The 15056-nt window shown below is 58.8% G+C and carries 15 protein-coding genes; 10 read left to right on the plus strand and 5 right to left on the minus strand.

The window, feature by feature from the left end; translation table 11 throughout:
- The first annotated feature begins 139 nt into the window (after window positions 1-139).
- The 10 genes from ACYZTZ_RS01910 (at window position 140) to ACYZTZ_RS01955 (ending at window position 9434) form a co-directional block, all read left to right on the plus strand.
- Complete coding sequence (locus ACYZTZ_RS01910) at window positions 140-1240, plus strand: MFS transporter (RefSeq protein ID WP_046045957.1); 1101 nt, start codon at window positions 140-142, stop codon at window positions 1238-1240.
- Between the two features lie 43 nt (window positions 1241-1283).
- On the plus strand, window positions 1284-2564 hold the full coding sequence (locus ACYZTZ_RS01915; RefSeq protein WP_461997042.1) for a biotin carboxylase: 1281 nt from the start codon (window positions 1284-1286) through the stop codon (window positions 2562-2564).
- Between the two features lie 50 nt (window positions 2565-2614).
- Window positions 2615-3109: a RidA family protein gene (locus ACYZTZ_RS01920; protein WP_461997043.1), complete on the plus strand. Its 495-nt coding sequence runs from the start codon at window positions 2615-2617 to the stop codon at window positions 3107-3109.
- 83 nt (window positions 3110-3192) lie between these two features.
- Window positions 3193-3660, plus strand: coding sequence for a cupin domain-containing protein (locus tag ACYZTZ_RS01925; RefSeq protein WP_461961254.1), 468 nt, complete (start codon window positions 3193-3195; stop codon window positions 3658-3660).
- Between the two features lie 226 nt (window positions 3661-3886).
- A complete protein-coding gene (yfcF, locus tag ACYZTZ_RS01930) occupies window positions 3887-4531 on the plus strand; it encodes a glutathione transferase (RefSeq protein ID WP_461997044.1) in 645 nt (214 codons plus the stop codon).
- Window positions 4532-4562: 31 nt separating this feature from the next.
- Window positions 4563-5915: a KamA family radical SAM protein gene (locus ACYZTZ_RS01935; RefSeq protein WP_461997045.1), complete on the plus strand. Its 1353-nt coding sequence runs from the start codon at window positions 4563-4565 to the stop codon at window positions 5913-5915.
- A 24-nt stretch (window positions 5916-5939) separates the two neighbouring features.
- Window positions 5940-6812: a branched-chain amino acid aminotransferase gene (locus ACYZTZ_RS01940; protein ID WP_461997046.1), complete on the plus strand. Its 873-nt coding sequence runs from the start codon at window positions 5940-5942 to the stop codon at window positions 6810-6812.
- 21 nt (window positions 6813-6833) lie between these two features.
- Window positions 6834-7592: a TauD/TfdA family dioxygenase gene (locus tag ACYZTZ_RS01945; RefSeq protein WP_461997047.1), complete on the plus strand. Its 759-nt coding sequence runs from the start codon at window positions 6834-6836 to the stop codon at window positions 7590-7592.
- Between the two features lie 67 nt (window positions 7593-7659).
- The gene (locus ACYZTZ_RS01950) at window positions 7660-8619 is read left to right on the plus strand and encodes a diiron oxygenase (protein ID WP_461997048.1); all 960 of its coding nucleotides are present in this window, start codon (window positions 7660-7662) and stop codon (window positions 8617-8619) included.
- 14 nt (window positions 8620-8633) lie between these two features.
- Window positions 8634-9434: an N-acyl homoserine lactonase family protein gene (locus tag ACYZTZ_RS01955; RefSeq protein ID WP_461997049.1), complete on the plus strand. Its 801-nt coding sequence runs from the start codon at window positions 8634-8636 to the stop codon at window positions 9432-9434.
- 98 nt (window positions 9435-9532) lie between these two features.
- Here the strand turns inward: ACYZTZ_RS01955 and ACYZTZ_RS01960 are convergent, their stop codons facing one another.
- The 5 genes from ACYZTZ_RS01960 to ACYZTZ_RS01980 all read right to left on the minus strand — a co-directional run bounded on the left by ACYZTZ_RS01960 (window position 9533) and on the right by ACYZTZ_RS01980 (window position 14917).
- Window positions 9533-10963 carry an aminotransferase-like domain-containing protein gene (locus tag ACYZTZ_RS01960; protein ID WP_461997050.1) on the minus strand — a complete coding sequence of 477 codons (1431 nt, stop codon included), beginning with the start codon at window positions 10961-10963 and terminating at the stop codon, window positions 9533-9535.
- Window positions 10964-11264: 301 nt separating this feature from the next.
- Window positions 11265-11969: a hypothetical protein gene (locus ACYZTZ_RS01965; RefSeq protein ID WP_461997051.1), complete on the minus strand. Its 705-nt coding sequence runs from the start codon at window positions 11967-11969 to the stop codon at window positions 11265-11267.
- Window positions 11970-12106: 137 nt separating this feature from the next.
- Entirely contained in the window at window positions 12107-12622 is a 516-nt protein-coding gene (locus ACYZTZ_RS01970) for a hypothetical protein (RefSeq protein WP_461997052.1), read from the minus strand.
- A 64-nt stretch (window positions 12623-12686) separates the two neighbouring features.
- Window positions 12687-14204 carry a sensor histidine kinase gene (locus ACYZTZ_RS01975; RefSeq protein WP_056743147.1) on the minus strand — a complete coding sequence of 506 codons (1518 nt, stop codon included), beginning with the start codon at window positions 14202-14204 and terminating at the stop codon, window positions 12687-12689.
- A complete protein-coding gene (locus ACYZTZ_RS01980; protein ID WP_461997053.1) occupies window positions 14201-14917 on the minus strand; it encodes a response regulator transcription factor in 717 nt (238 codons plus the stop codon). Before ACYZTZ_RS01980 ends, ACYZTZ_RS01975 begins: the two co-directional genes overlap by 4 nt.
- Window positions 14918-15056: the final 139 nt, after the last annotated feature.

Below are 15056 nucleotides of genomic sequence, written 5' to 3' on the forward strand. Positions count from 1 at the left end.
CTCTCCGGCAGTAAAGTTCGTTGGATTCTATACGAACTTGCTCTGATGAAAATAAGCGTGTCTCTCTACCATACCTTACAGACTTTCTTGATTGTCGGCGCCTGTGGCTGCCGCAATCGCTTGGTTCCAGAGGTGTTGCATGAGTGTAGAAACAACGGTCGCCATCGCCAAACCGGTGATTAACATTCGCCTGTTCACAATCCGAATCATCACGGCCGTGTCGCTGTTTGCCGTGCTGGGCAAGGCCAACGTCTGGCTCGACACTGCCACCAACAGCATTCTCGCCCTCGGTTATCGGGCCTTGCTGTTGCTGTTGCCGCTGACCTTGTTGGTGTTGGGCCGGCGTTCGCTGAGCGTCACGTTGCTGTGCGCCGCCCTCGGATTGGTCTTGCTCGCGGTCACCAGCAACCAGGGCATGGTGATGTTCGCCGCCGCGTTGTTTGCCTACGGTATTGCGATTGCCGGTTACCTGATCAAGAGCGAAGCCGCCCAGACCAAAGAGGGCGCGGCCTACAACCGCGTCGCCATGAACATGGGCAGCCTGCTGGCGGGCTTGATCCTGCTCTCGCCCTTGTTGACCCCAACGATGTTTTTCCTCGGTGCCGCCGCTTTCGTACTGCTCTGTTTGCCCATCGCCATGGGCGCAACGTTCACCACTCAACCGGTCGTTGCCCATCCGGTGACCCAGGACGGCAGCGGGTGGCGCAACAAACTGCCGTGGGTGATCGCCGGCATCATCATGGGGATCAAACTGTTTGGCGTGTTCTCGATCCTGCCGCAAGCCATCCTGCTCGAAACCGGTGAATTACCGGCCTGGTATGGCCTGATGCTGATCCTCAACAGCGCGGTGGTGGTGTTCGCTCAGGTGCCGATGATGAAACTGATCGAACGCACCGGGCGCTTCAAGGTAGTCGCGGTGATCGGGATCATCGTCGGCGGTTTTGCTGTGCTCTCGTCTCCGGCCGCTTTTCACGTCGAAACCCTCGCCGGCGCGTTGATCTGGGTGGCGCTGCTGTCCCTCGCCGAATGTGCGTTCAGCTACCTCGATTACTTCTCCGTCAAACAAAACAACATGTTCGTCAAGGAAGTGTCCCTCGGCGTTGGCGCCGGGCTGACGGTGCTGATCATGCGGGTCGTGCCGCCGCCGTACAACGCACTGGTGCTGGCCGCCATTGGCGCGGGCGGGATCCTGGCCTGGTACTACCTCAACCGTAAATCCAATGCGTCGTTGCACGACTGACTCATCGCGGATGCGTTATTCACTTTCACAGGTCGGAGGTTTCATGAATACGACGTCATGCGTAGTCGTGGTTGGGTACAACGGCAATCGGGTTCACGACATCCAGAAACTGCGCGAGCTCTGCAAGACGCTCTATGACGCCCGGCTCATCCTGTTGGTCGATCAGATTCAGCCTGATGACGAGCAAGTGGCCGATCACGTCTGCAGCACTTCACTGGCGCCCGAAGCGGTAGCGACCTCCCTCGAACTGGTGGTGGGCTGTCTGAATGCCGATCGATGGAAGCTGATCGGGGTTCTGCCTTTCTCCGACCGTGGCGTGTTGCTCGGTGCCGCGCTGGCTTCGCATTTCGGCCTGCCCGGCATCACCCCGGGCGAGGCGCGGGCGGGGCTGGACAAGCAGATCTTTCGCAAACTGGAAGCGGCGGCCAGCACTTCACCGCAGGATTACCGTCCGGTGTTTTCCGTACGCATCGAAAGCTTGCCCGAACTGCGCCAGAGGGTCATCGAGCTGGGCGGCAAAGCCTTTATCAAACCGGCTTGTGAAGGGGCGAGCAGAGGTTGTCGGGTCATCCATCATCCGTCCGAATGCGACGAGGCCTGGCAGGCACTCAAGCCGTATCGCGAAGGCGGCATCGTGCTCGAAGAACTGATCCAGAACGCCCGGGAGTACAGCTGGGATTACGTGGCCGGCAGCACCTGGGTTACCGAAAAAACCACCACTGAAGGCGCCTATCGCGCGGAAATCCAGCAGGTGGTGCCCGCGCCGTTGGCGGCCGACGTGCAGGCTCGATTGTCGGCAGCGGGGCGGCACATGTCGGCGTTGGTCTCGCTGGATAACGGCGCCTACCACAACGAAGTTTTCCTGCGCGCCGACGGCCTGACCTCCGCAGTGGAAACCAACATGCGCCCGGGTGGCATGCACATCTGGGACCTGGCCCGTCTGGCGTTCGTGGATTTCGATCCGTGGGAACGCTGGGTCAGATGGGCGGTGGAAGGCAAGACCGAACACCAGGATCCCGTGGCCCGGGGTTATTGCGGCATCCGTCTGCTCAGAGCGTCGGCTGACGGTCTTTTGCGCGCCACGCCAGACATCGAATCGCTGGCCCGAAAACTGAACATCGAACTGGTGGAAGCGGTGTATGCCAAGCGTGTCGGTGATTCGGTCACGGCATTGGTGAAAGACAACACCTCATTCATCGGCCACATCGTGTTGTTCAGCAAGGACTACGGACAACTCAGCGACAACCTGTTGCGGCTGGCAGAAGCGATCGAGTCACGCGTCGAGGTCACCTGCCTGGCCCCGGCGACGAGGGCTTTTGGCTGAGCCGGTGGGACCTGCGTTTTTTTGCATTATTGATTCAGAGGGTTTGGTAAATGATTGAGCAAAAGAGCTGTGATGAGCGTTTCATCGACCTGGCAAAAGAGCTCGGCTATGACATCTACGGCGAGAACACCGCCGGCGGGCATTATGCCCCACTGGTTCGGCATCATGATGAGTTGTACATCAGTGGTCTGGTGCCGCGCATGAACGGCAAAATCCAGTACCCCGGCAGAGTCGGCCTGGAATTGAACATGGCGGATGCTCAAACGGCAGCCAGCATCAGCGCGATGCGCGGGCTGGCGCTGATCGTTGATGCCATTGGTTCGCTGGATAAAATAAAGTCGCTGATACGGATAACGGTCTATGTGAAATCCACGGCAGACTTTGTTGATCTCAGCGAAGTGGCCAACGGCGCATCGGATGTATTCAGTCATGTGTTGGGGGACGCCGGTAAACATACCCGAACGACCGTCGGTGTTTATCAATTACCGAAAAATGCCGCGATAGAAGTTGACATGATCGTAGCGCTGAGACCGTCAGCGTTATAAGTGTTAGTTGTTTGGCTTTACAGTGCTGAATGGTTGGCCTAAGGTTCGATCATTAAAGTCGACAACATAAGTTGGAACTCGCAATGAATAACGTTCAAGGTGCGTTTTTTTCATATAAAGACTTTCGCCAGAGTTTGCACCAGCCGCCGGTCAGTGCACAGGTGTGGAAGAGGGGTGAACTGACAGACATGCGTCAGAGCCTCGAGGCCAGCGAAGTCGATATTGTTGCGCTGGCCCACGACAACAGCATCGAAGGTTGCAAGTTGACGCCAGGGATGGCGGTGTCCATGCAATGGTTGAAACCGGGCGCGGTGTTGAACGGGCATGCTCATTCGTGGTGGCACCTGTTTATCATCCAGTCCGGCCGCGGCGCGTTGACCTTGGGCGATGCCGATGAAGTGAGCGTCAGCATGGGCGATGTGCTGCTGGTGCCGGCATGGACCCGGCACGGCTTCGTCAACACCAGCGACGACGAGCCGCTGGCGATGCTGAACATGAGCAACATGCCGCAAATGGCATCGCTCTCCAATCTGGGCGATCGCCAGGCCTGATCACTGTCCAACCGTCATTTTCCCTTCGTTGCACACCAGGGAGTCAGCGTTCGCTGACTCCCTTTTTCTTTTCTGCGGCCCTGCCGAATCCTCCTGACGATCTGCGTTTTTTAACTTTCTGTATCGATAGAAACAGATAATTTCTGTATCTGTTCAGCGCTTGATCAACTAACTACGATCACTTCCAAGGCAACGGATTAATGTGGTTAATGCAAGGGAGCGTTCTATGGAAAGTACAAAGCTTAAACTCTATGTCGGCGCAGATTTTGTCAGTGCTTTTGCGATGTCGGCTTTTGTGGCGCTCAAGGAAAAGCAACTTTCATTTGAACTTTTCACGCTGGATTTGAAGGCGCGGGAGAACTATCAAGCGAGTTATCGTGACCTGTCTCTCACCTGCAAGATCCCCACGCTCATTCACCAGGATTTCGCATTGTCGGAATCTTCGGCCATTGCCGAATACCTGGAAGAAATAGCGCCGGGGCATAACAGACTATTGCCGCTGGACATCAAGCAGCGCGCCCGCGCCCGTCAACTCCAGGCCTGGTTGCGCAGTGATTTGTTGGTCATTCGCAAAGAACGCCCGGCGGATCTTATTTATTTCGGCAAAAAAGATACCCCGCTGTCCGACGATGCCCTGGCTGCCGTCGACCGGTTGTTTTTTGTCGCCGATCGATTGCTTGAGGGGGGCGCCGAGCACCTGTTCGGTGACTGGAGCATTGCCGACACCGACCTGGCAATCATGCTCAACCGATTGGTCGCCAATGGTGATCAGGTTCCCTCCCGACTCGCCGCGTATGTCCACCGCCAGTGGGATCGCGACAGTGTTCGGGCATGGATGGACATAGAGCGCAAAGCGCCGGCCATCCAGTAAGAACTGCCAGACAATCACCAGGAGCGCTGCCATGCAGGGAATGTCGGAGCAGGAACGCTACAAGCCCTATAACTCACGCACCATTCGAGACACGCCGTACTGGCAGAAACTGACGCCAGCGTTGCAGGAAGCCATGACCGTCGTGGCCCGGGTCATGCCGTTTCGCACCAATGAATACGTACTGGGCACGTTGATCGACTGGAACAACATCCCGGACGATCCGATTTTCCGCATGACCTTTCCCCACAAGGACATGCTGCTGCCGGACGAGTACGCGTCGCTCAAGCAACTGATCGAACGGGATGACAGTGTCGCCATCAAGCGGCGGATCGAGGCGATCTGGTTGCGGATGAACCCGCATCCGGCCGGGCAGCTGACCCACAACGGCGCGACTCTCGACGGAAAAGTCTTACCGGGCATTCAGCACAAGTACCGCGAAACCGTGCTGTTTTTCCCGGGTGCCGGTCAGACCTGTCACGCCTACTGCACGTTCTGTTTTCGCTGGGCGCAGTTCATCGGCGAAGAAGAACTCAAGTTCAATGCGCGCGAATCCCAGGAGTTGGTGAGTTACCTGCGGGTGCACACCGAAGTCACCGATGTGCTTATCACCGGTGGCGATCCAATGATCATGAATACCCGTTCGCTGGCGGGGTACATCGAGCCGTTGCTGGACTTGCCTCACCTGAAAAGCATCCGTATCGGCACCAAATCCGTGGCGTATTGGCCGCAACGGTTTGTCAGCGACAAGGATGCGCCCGAACTGCTGGAGCTGTTTAAGCGGATCGTCGCGGCGGGGAAAAACCTCTCGATCATGGGGCACTACAACCACCCGGTGGAGATCCGTCAGGACATCGCCCGCCAGGCCATCGAACGCATTCGCTCCAGCGGCGCCACGTTGCGCATGCAGGCGCCGGTGATTCGGCACATCAACGAGAACCCCGCTGATTGGGCGGCGCTCTGGACCGAAGGAGTGCGGCTCGGCGCGGTGCCTTATTACATGTTTGTCGAGCGCGATACCGGCCCCAGCCATTATTTCGCGATGCCGCTGGCTCGGGCGTTCGAGATCTTTCAGGCGGCGTATCGCACGGTGTCCGGATTGGCGCGCACGGTTCGTGGTCCGTCCATGAGCACCTTCTACGGCAAGGTGTTGATCAACGGCATCGAAACCGTGGCCGGGGAAAAAGTCTTCGTGCTGCAGTTCCTCCAGGCTCGCGATCCGCAATGGGTGTTGCGCACGTTCTATGCGCGATTCGATCCGCAAGCGACCTGGTTCGATGAGTTGCGGCCGGCGTTCGGTGAGCGCTTGTTCTTCTTTCAGCCCGAGCCTGATCTTGTGGTTGCGCCGGCGCCCGAATTGATACCGGTTCTGCTCGAAACGGCGTAGGACGATTCATCAGGAGATATGGATATGAGCGGTATTCCCTTTGATCAGCGAGAAGGTTTCATCTGGCTCGACGGCGAGTTCGTCGAGTGGTCCCAGGCGCGGCTGCATGTGCTGACCCATGGTCTGCACTACGCGAGCACGGTGTATGAGGGAGAGCGTGTCTACAACGGCAAGATCTTCAAACTGCGCGAACACAGCGAGCGTTTGTATCGCTCGGCTCAGTTGATGGATTTCGTCATTCCCTATGAGCTGGCCGATCTGGAAGCGGCCAGCCATGAGCTGCTGCAACGCAACAACGTGGTCGACGGTTATCTGCGGCCAGTGGCCTGGCGCGGCAGTGAAATGATTTCCACCTCGGCTCGCTTCAACAGCGTCCATGTGGCGATCGCCTGCTGGCAATGGCCGAGCTATTTCGACCCGGCCGGGCACATGGCCGGCATTCGTTTGAAAACCGCTGAGTGGCGTCGTCCGCCACCGAGCTGCAGCCCGTTTGAAGCCAAGGCATCCGGGCATTATCAGATCGCCACGCTGAGCAAGCACGATGCTGAAAACAACGGTTACCACGACGCCTTGATGCTCGACTGGCGCGGCAACGTTGCCGAAGCCACCAGCGCCAACGTGTTCTTCGTCAAAGGTCGGACGTTGCACACCCCGGTGCCGGATTGTTTCCTCAACGGCATTACCCGTCAGACCGTCATCGAACTGGCCAAGGCGCTGGATTACCAAGTGGTCGAGCGAACCATTGTTCCTACGGAACTTGGCGATTTCGACGAGTGTTTTCTCACCGGTACCGCTGCCGAAATCACACCCGTGCAGCGCATCGATGAACATCGCTATCGACCGGGCAACGCCTGTCGCGAATTCATTGCCGCCTACACCACAACCGTCAACGCCTGATAAACAGCCAGGAATCTCACCATGTCAGATCAAGGGATTGTCGCGTCTAAACCTTACGTTTCACTGGGCCACCGCCACGAAGAATTGTCGGCGCGAGGCTGGACGGTGCTGACGCCGGACGAGTTCGCCGACGACGTGCTCGGTACGCTGAATGAGTTCGGTCCGGTCATTCCGCAATTCAACGGGCAGACCGCGTTCGCCATCACCCGCAAGCCGGGGTACGAAGACTTGCCGTATTCCCAGAGCATGAACGGCATCGGCCCACACACCGAAGCGCCGGTTTACGGACCGCCGCCGCGCTACCTGGCGTTGCATTGTCATCAACAGGCCACGTGCGGTGGCGGGCATACAGGGCTGGTGGACGGTTATGAATTGCTGGCGTTCCTCGAGCGCACCGATCCCGAGCTGCGTGAATGGATCGACGACACGCCTGTGGAGTTCGTCGCCACCGCCAAACCCGGTGAAGCCGTGCAACGCCGGGTCAAGGAATACATCCTGACGCCTACAGAGGACGGGGATATTTTCCGCTTCAGCTACAACCAGTTTCACTACGGCGATGTGAATCCTTCCAAGGAAGCGCTGCTGCACTCGCAAGTCGCCAATAGCTCGTCGCCACTGGCCAGGTTCGCAGTCCTGGGCGAAGCATATTTCGTTGAACACAACACACCGGTGCTGATTCCCGACGGATGCCTGCTGATTTGGGACAACTGGCGAATGATCCACGCCCGCAGCCGATACACTGACCCGGCGCGAAACCTGACCCGCTACTGGCTGGCCTGATTCATCCGTCGCCCTTAATTCTATTGGCGTACCCGTCATCGGGTACGCGTCCTACAGGTATCGCGTCATGCAAACAGCAATCGAGATCGCCAAGGTCGATCATCAACTGGTCGTGCGGCTCAATCAGGCCTGGACCAAAAGAGCCACGGTGTGTGCACCGGACAGGGCCGAGGCCAGCGAAGCGTTCGATCCGGCACGTCCGGATTACCCGGAGTGCATGGTGCCGTTTTTCCATCATCCGAAATTCCAGGCCCTGAGCGATGAACTCAAAAGCACCGTGGTGACCTGGGGCTGGATCGGCTACAACCTGCGCACGGTGACCGCCGAAGAGCATGTGGTGAACCCGGCACTGAGCGTCATCGCCAATCAATACCTGGGCAAGGATGACTGGCATTTTCGCGAGGCCATGCAACAGACGTTGATCGACGAGCACTACCACACGCTCATGCACCTGCGGGCGATCGAACGGACCAAGCTGGAGCGAGCGCTCGATCAGGATCTGGATCTACCACCGTCGGTCACCTACCTGCGGCTGATCGCCCTGCGCGAAGAACTGCCGGAGCAGTGGCAGCGCGACCTGGCGGCGATCACCTTTGCGGTGGTGGCCGAGATCAGCGTCAACGCCTATCTGGATTTGCTGGCCGACGATCAAAGCATTCAACCGCAAAACCGCTGCGTGGCCGAACTGCATAACCGCGACGAATATGCCCACAGCAAAATTCTCGCCGAAGTGGCGAAGGTCATGTACGCGAACATGCAGCCGACCCAACGGGCGTTTTTCGCTCGTACGTTGTCGGTGGCGCTGAGTGCTTTTGTCGCCCAGGACTACTCGATGTGGGAGGCAATTCTTACGCAGCTCGGGGTCGAGGATGCCGCGCTGATCATCGCCGACACCCGGGAGAGCAACAAGAACGCCACGATCATGCGGGACTACAGTGGTCTGCATCGTCTGGCCCAGGATCTGGGCATCAGCGACGAGATCGATTTCGACTTCCGTCCGACCCTCAAAGCCACCGCATCGGCCTGAACCAGGAGGTGAATATGTCCGTTCCTGTGTACGAAGTGTTCGCCATCCGTGTCGGCGCCAATGCCCAGCGCACCGCCCGGGAAAACTTTCTCTACGACGCCTGCTGCGGTGATCCGAATGCGTCGATGCCGTTGGATTACTACTTCTGGGTCATTCGTAACGAGCAGCAGGTGATCGTGGTCGACACTTGTTTTCAACCGGCCACGGCAGACCGACGCAACCGTCAGATGTATCGCCTTCCGGAAGAATCCCTACGCCAACTGGATATTGATCCGGCACAGGTCGACAACCTGATCCTCACCCATTTGCACTGGGATCACGCCGGCAACCTGGGGCTTTTTCCGAAGGCCACGGTGCATCTGCAAGAAGCGGAACTGCGCTTCTGCACCGGGCCGAAAATGGCCCATCACACGGTGAACAAAACCTACGAGGTCGAGGACGTGATGTCGGCGCTTCCACCGCTGTTTGAAGGCCGGATGCGTTTGCACACCGGCACGGTCGAGGTGATTCCCGGTGTGACGTTGCACCCGGTGGGCGGGCATACACCGGGTAGCCAAGTCGTACGGGTGAACACCGCGCGTGGGTGGATTGTTCTGGCCTCGGATGCCGCGCACTTGTGGGCGAACATCCGTCAGCGCAGTCCGTTTCCGATTCTGGATGATCTGGCGCAGACGCTTGAGGCGTTCAGTTTGATCGATAGCCTGGCCGACGGTGAGGACCATGTCATTCCCGGCCATGATCCGCTGATTGCCGAGCGCTTCCTGCATTGGAATGACGATCCGCACATCATTTGTCTGCACCAAAACCCTCTCTGAATGCCCCCCGTGTAGGAGCTGCCGAAGGCTGCGATCTTTTGATTTTGATGTTTAAGATCAAAAGATCGCAGCCTTCGGCAGCTCCTACACGGGTGTGTTTAGCGCTGGTTCTTGAGGAGTTGACCCAAGGTCGCCAGCGCGTCATCGATTTGCGATGAATACGGCGCGCCGCAACCAATGCGCACAAAGTGATTGAAACGCTGGCCGTTGGAAAAGATATCCCCAGGTGAAATCTGGATGCCGGCCTTCAATGCCTCGTGGAAAAACGCCATGGACGAATGCTGGCGCGGCAGTTCCACCCATAACAACGTACCGCCCCGAGGGGAGGTCACGCAGGTGCCGGCGGGAAAGTAGCGAATGATCGCCGCGCTCATTTGCTGGCGTTGGTGAGTCAGGATTTTCCTCAAGCGGCGTAGGTAACGTTCGTAGGACGGTGTCTTCATGAACGCACTGACCGCCAGTTGCGACAACGCCTCACATCCCCGGGACTGAGTGTGTTTGAGCATTTCCACGCGGTCGTGCCATTTCCCCGCGCTGATCCAGCCCAGGCGTATGCCCGGTGCCAGGGTTTTGTTCAGCGAGGCGCAATAGATCACGTTGTCGGTGCGGTCCCAGTGCTTGAGCGTGGACAGCGGCTGCTCGGTATCCACCAGATCGCCATAGGTATCGTCTTCGATCAGCACCGTGGCGTGCTCGGCGCACAGCTGCACCAGCCGCGCCTTGTTGGCGTCGGGCATGATGCTGCCCAGCGGATTTTGCAGGTTGGGAATGACGATCAGCGCCTGAATCCGTTCGGGGCCTTTTAGCAATTGTTCGAGGGCGAACAGATTGATTCCGGCGTGCGAAGTCGCCGGGACCTCCAGCACCCGCAGGTTCAGGCTCTCGAGAATTTGCAGCAAACCGTAAAAGGTCGGTGATTCCACAGCCACGGTGTCACCCGGTTGGGTGACCGCGCGCAAGGCCAGGTTGATCGCTTCGGTCGCACCGTTGGTGATCACAATCTTTTCCGCTGGCAGGTTGGACTTTGCGGTCAGCGCCCGTCGCGCAAGAATACTGCGCAATGTGCTGTTGCCGCAGGTGGAGCCCGCCGCGCCGAGCAAGTGCGGATCGTGACGCAGCGCCTTGATCATATGATCTTGCAGGATCTTCAACGGATAGAGTTCCGACGCGCAGAAGGCACTGGCGAAATTGACCTTGATCGTCGCGCGCTGACTGGCCTTGAGGACCGATGACACCTGCTCGTGAATGCCGACGTAGACGCCGGTGTCCAGCGGCGGGGGAGGCGCGATCGGGACGGGTTTGCGCAACGTATCGGGCTGGCGAATGTAGTTGCCGGAGCGCGGCCGGGCTTCCAGGACTCCACAGTCCTCGAGTTCCCGGCAAACCTGCACCGCGGTCGACAGGCTGACGGCGTGTTTTTCCATCATCAGCCGAATGGAGGGGAATCGTTCTCCGGTTTTCAAGGTGCCGCTGCGGATCGCGTCGAGGTAGTGGTTGGCCAACTGACGGTAAAGGGGAGTTGTGTTCATGATGACCTCAGCAATCGCACCACTGAAGTCTTGGGCTGGAAAGTGAGTTGACGCTCCCTGCAGGCGGACCCGTGGTGCTGAAGGGTTAAGGAAAATTGTTTTTCTGGCGCCGAATCACCGTGGCATGGGTGCCTTTGGGCATTGATTGCCGAACGGGGTGGCACTTTGCAACTGTCTCGGTGTGGGCGACGACGACAGGAAGGGAAATGGTGGGTTTTATAAAATCGCGGGCAATAAAAAGCCCCGCTCTAGGGCGGGGCTCTTGGGTCAGTGGCGCCCGAAGCGCCGCTGGTGGATCGTATTACTGCGCGGCGATGCTGTAGCCATCGAACGCGGTTTGCTGCTGAAGCGCGGTGATGATGTTCTTGCGGTTGACCGCTTGTTCAGCCCCGGCATTGTCCAGGAACGTCTCGCTTTCCAGCTCCGCTTCTTCGCCTTCGCCGACGAAGGTGAAGCCCAGGAACTCCAGCGCTTCACGGTCAACGCTCAGACGCGAACGCGGGGTGCGCAGCGGCAACGTCACGCTGATACCGTCCTTGCTGATGGTGAACACTTCGACATCTTTCTTGGCGCGAGCAGCCTTGCTTTTGCCACTGCTCGGGTTGCTGATGGCCTGGTGGGTCTGGTTCAGCACTTTCAGTGCGAGGCCATAGACCAATTCCTGAAATGCCGGGTCGTCCTTGAAACTGGAGAGAATCCGGCTGATCGGGAATTTGCTGCTCAAGTCTTCCAGGGCAGCAATGTCGGCAGCCTCGGCGTCCTTGAGCTGCTTGAGTTCGCCCATCAATTGGTAGGCTTTATCGTCGTCGAAGCTGTCGTGAGCGTGGCGAATCGCGGCGCGCAGCTCGCGGATCTGGTCGCTTTCCCGGGTGGACTGGAAAGCGTCCAGGACCATCTCGCTGATGGTCTTGGCCTGGGGCACGTGCTGTGAAAGATTGATGGAGTTTTCGTATTCCGCTTTGGACGACAAGGTGACTACGGATTCAGCGGTATTGGAATCGGACATTGAAATTTCACTACTTCTTTTAACTTGGGTTGAGGCGAGAAAGCTCTGGGCCTTTTCAGGCCGCCTAATCTATTGGACCGAGGCGGCGTTGTCACGGATGAACAGGCGGCTGGTCATCATTTTTGGCACAGCGGCTTTTAACCGGCGGCTATCTGGGGGCGTTTTGCATGAAGTGTCAGCAGCAGCCGATAAAGCTTCAACGCCCGACCGCTGATCAGTCCACAGACAAAACCGGAAGCTGACGCCTTGAGTAGCAACATTTCAAGGGTGGCGGCCATTTCCGGGTGAACGTCATCCTGGTAGCCGAAGTAATAGTTCACCGCAAAAAACAGCAGATAGAGCACCAGGGTTTTTAACGTGCCCGGCACGATCAGGCCGGTTTGCGGATCATCCAGCTCAATGCCCTTGCGTGGGAAAATCAGCAGCGCCGCGAGGCTGCCGAGGATGACGGCGGCCAACCAGCAACTGACCGATAGCTGCGGATTCAGCGTCAGGTTCAGCGAATAGAGTGACCAGCCCAGCAGTATCGGCGCTGTGACGAGCAATGAAGTTTTGCTTTCACGTGTCGGGGACAGGGCTTTGACGCCGAAGTAGCACAGCAGCAGAAATATCGCGTAAACCCACAATGGGGTGTTTTGCAGGGTGTTGAGCATCGTGCAGCGTCCTTGCCGAAATGGGTGCCGGGATATTAGCCGTTGCTGTGGCCCAGGCAGTCGACTATTTCCCCAGCGAATTCAGATTCATCGACCGCACCGCCAATTGCTCGGCCGTTTGCTGATCCACCGCCAACGAAAAGCGGAAGGTCGCGCCACGTCCGGGAACGTCAATCAGCTGGATCTCGCGGCCATGCAATTGCAGGATCCGGTGCACGATCCGCAATCCCAGTCCGCCATCACGTCGTGCGCCGCCAATGTTGAACGGGCGCAGGAACAGACCTTCGCGCAGTTCGGCAGCAATGCCGGGGCCGGTGTCGCTGACGGTCACTTCGATAAAAGGTCCTTGAGGGCGCAGGCTGAGCTCGATTTCTCCCCCTTGCGGGGTGTGGCGCAGGGCGTTGTCGAACAGGTTGGTGAGCACCCGCTCGATCAATCCAAGGTCGGCGCAGGCCGCCGAAACATTGGGTGCGAAGGTGGCCTTGAGTTCGACCTGGCGCGCCTCGGCCGTCAGTTCGAATTTCTGGAAAATGTCCTGCACCAGATCGGTCAGCGAGAAACGCTCCAGCACCGGTTGCACGAAACCATGTTCCAGGCGCACCAGTTCCAGCAGCGATTGCGCCAGACCACCGACCTTGCGGCTTTGATCCAGCGCGATGCCCAGATAACGGCGGCGGTCGGCGGGTGACAGCGTGGCGTCCTTCAACGACAAGGTTTCCAGGTAACCGTGCAGCGAGGCGAGAGGCGTGCGCAGGTCATGGGAGATGTTTGCCACCAGTTCGCGGCGTTCCTGATCCTGGCGGGTCAACGAACGCCATTGCTCGCCGAGGCGCGCCTGCATCTGCCGGAAGGTGGCGTCGAGTATGGCAATTTCATCGTGGCTGGCGGCTTTTTCCGCCGGGACGGATGCCGGCGGCGTTACCGGAGCACCATCAATGTCGAACTGGCTGACGGTTTCGGTCAAACGGCGCAAAGGTCGGGTGATGAGGGCGAATGCGGTGAGACCGGCAATCAGGCACAGCAACGCCACCAGCCCGATGGACAACAGCGCGGTGTTCAGGGCGGCGCTGGTGGCGCCGCGTTCGGCGAAGCGGTCGTGCTCTTCGCTCAGCAGCACCACATAGAGATAACCCACCGGTTTGCCATTGACCTGCAATGGCGCGGCGCTGAACACTTTACGGCCATCGACGCTGCGCGGATCGTCGCCGAGAACCGGCAGGGCATCGCCCTTGAGCAGGCGCTGGATCGGCGCCAGATCGACCCGCTCCCGGCGTATCCGACCCTCGGGCGCAGCACTGCCGACAATCCGGCCCTCGGGGTCGAGCAGATAGACCTCGACACTGGGATTGACCAGCATCAGTTGGCTGAACAGGTCGCGCACGGCGTCGGGCATCAGGCCTTTGGTGTCCATCAGCACGGTGTCATGGGCGATGTGCTGGGCCAGATCCCGCGATAACCCTTGCACCACTTCCAGCTCATGCATTTTGTTGGACTGCACCTGCATCCAGGCCGACGTGCCGCAGCACACCAGCAGCAACACGGCGAACACCAGAGACAGGCGCTGAGTCAGGGTCAGTCTCACGGCTGCTCCTCCTTGGCCGCGAATTTGTAGCCTCGTCCCCACACCGTGAGGATGCGCACCGGTTGAGCCGGATCGGCTTCGATCTTTGCCCGCAAGCGGTTGATGTGAGTGTTGACGGTGTGCTCGTAGCCTTCATGGCTGTAGCCCCAGACTGCGTTGAGCAGGTCCATGCGCGAGAACACTTTGCCGGGCTGACGGGCGAAGAAATACAACAGGTCGAACTCCCGTGGCGTGAGGTCGAGGCGGCGACCGTCAAGGGACACATCGCGCGTGATCGGGTCGATGGAGAGGCCGTCCGTGATCAGGCTGCCGGCGTCCATCTTCAGGTTGCGGGCCATGGCGTCGACCCGTCGCAACAGCGCTTTGACCCGGGCCACCAGTTCGAGCATCGAAAAGGGTTTGGCCAGGTAATCGTCGGCGCCGAGTTCGAGCCCGAGAATCCGGTGCACTTCGCTGGAGCGCGCACTGGTAATGATGATCGGTGTGTAGCGGGCCATGGCGCGGGCCCGACGGCAGATTTCCAGGCCATCGACGCCGGGCAGCATCAGGTCGAGGATCAGTGCGTCCCAGCTTCCTTGCTGCAGCAGTCGCATGCCTTCATCGCCGTCGGCGCAGTGCACCACCTCGAACTGCTCATCACGTAGATGCAGGCAGATAAGGTCGGCGATATGCAGGTCGTCCTCGACCACGAGGACGCGTTTGGTCTGTTCCATCAAGCTCAATCCTTCGGCGCAATGAGCGCATTGTGCGGGTTTTCCGGGGCCTGAGTTATCACGAATTGTTTAACTTCTCGTGAGGATTTGGCGATCAACCCAAGCCTAGGCTGTGTTCCATGACAGGCACCTGGAATTT

It is taken from the genome of Pseudomonas sp. LB3P58, assembly GCF_054897895.1.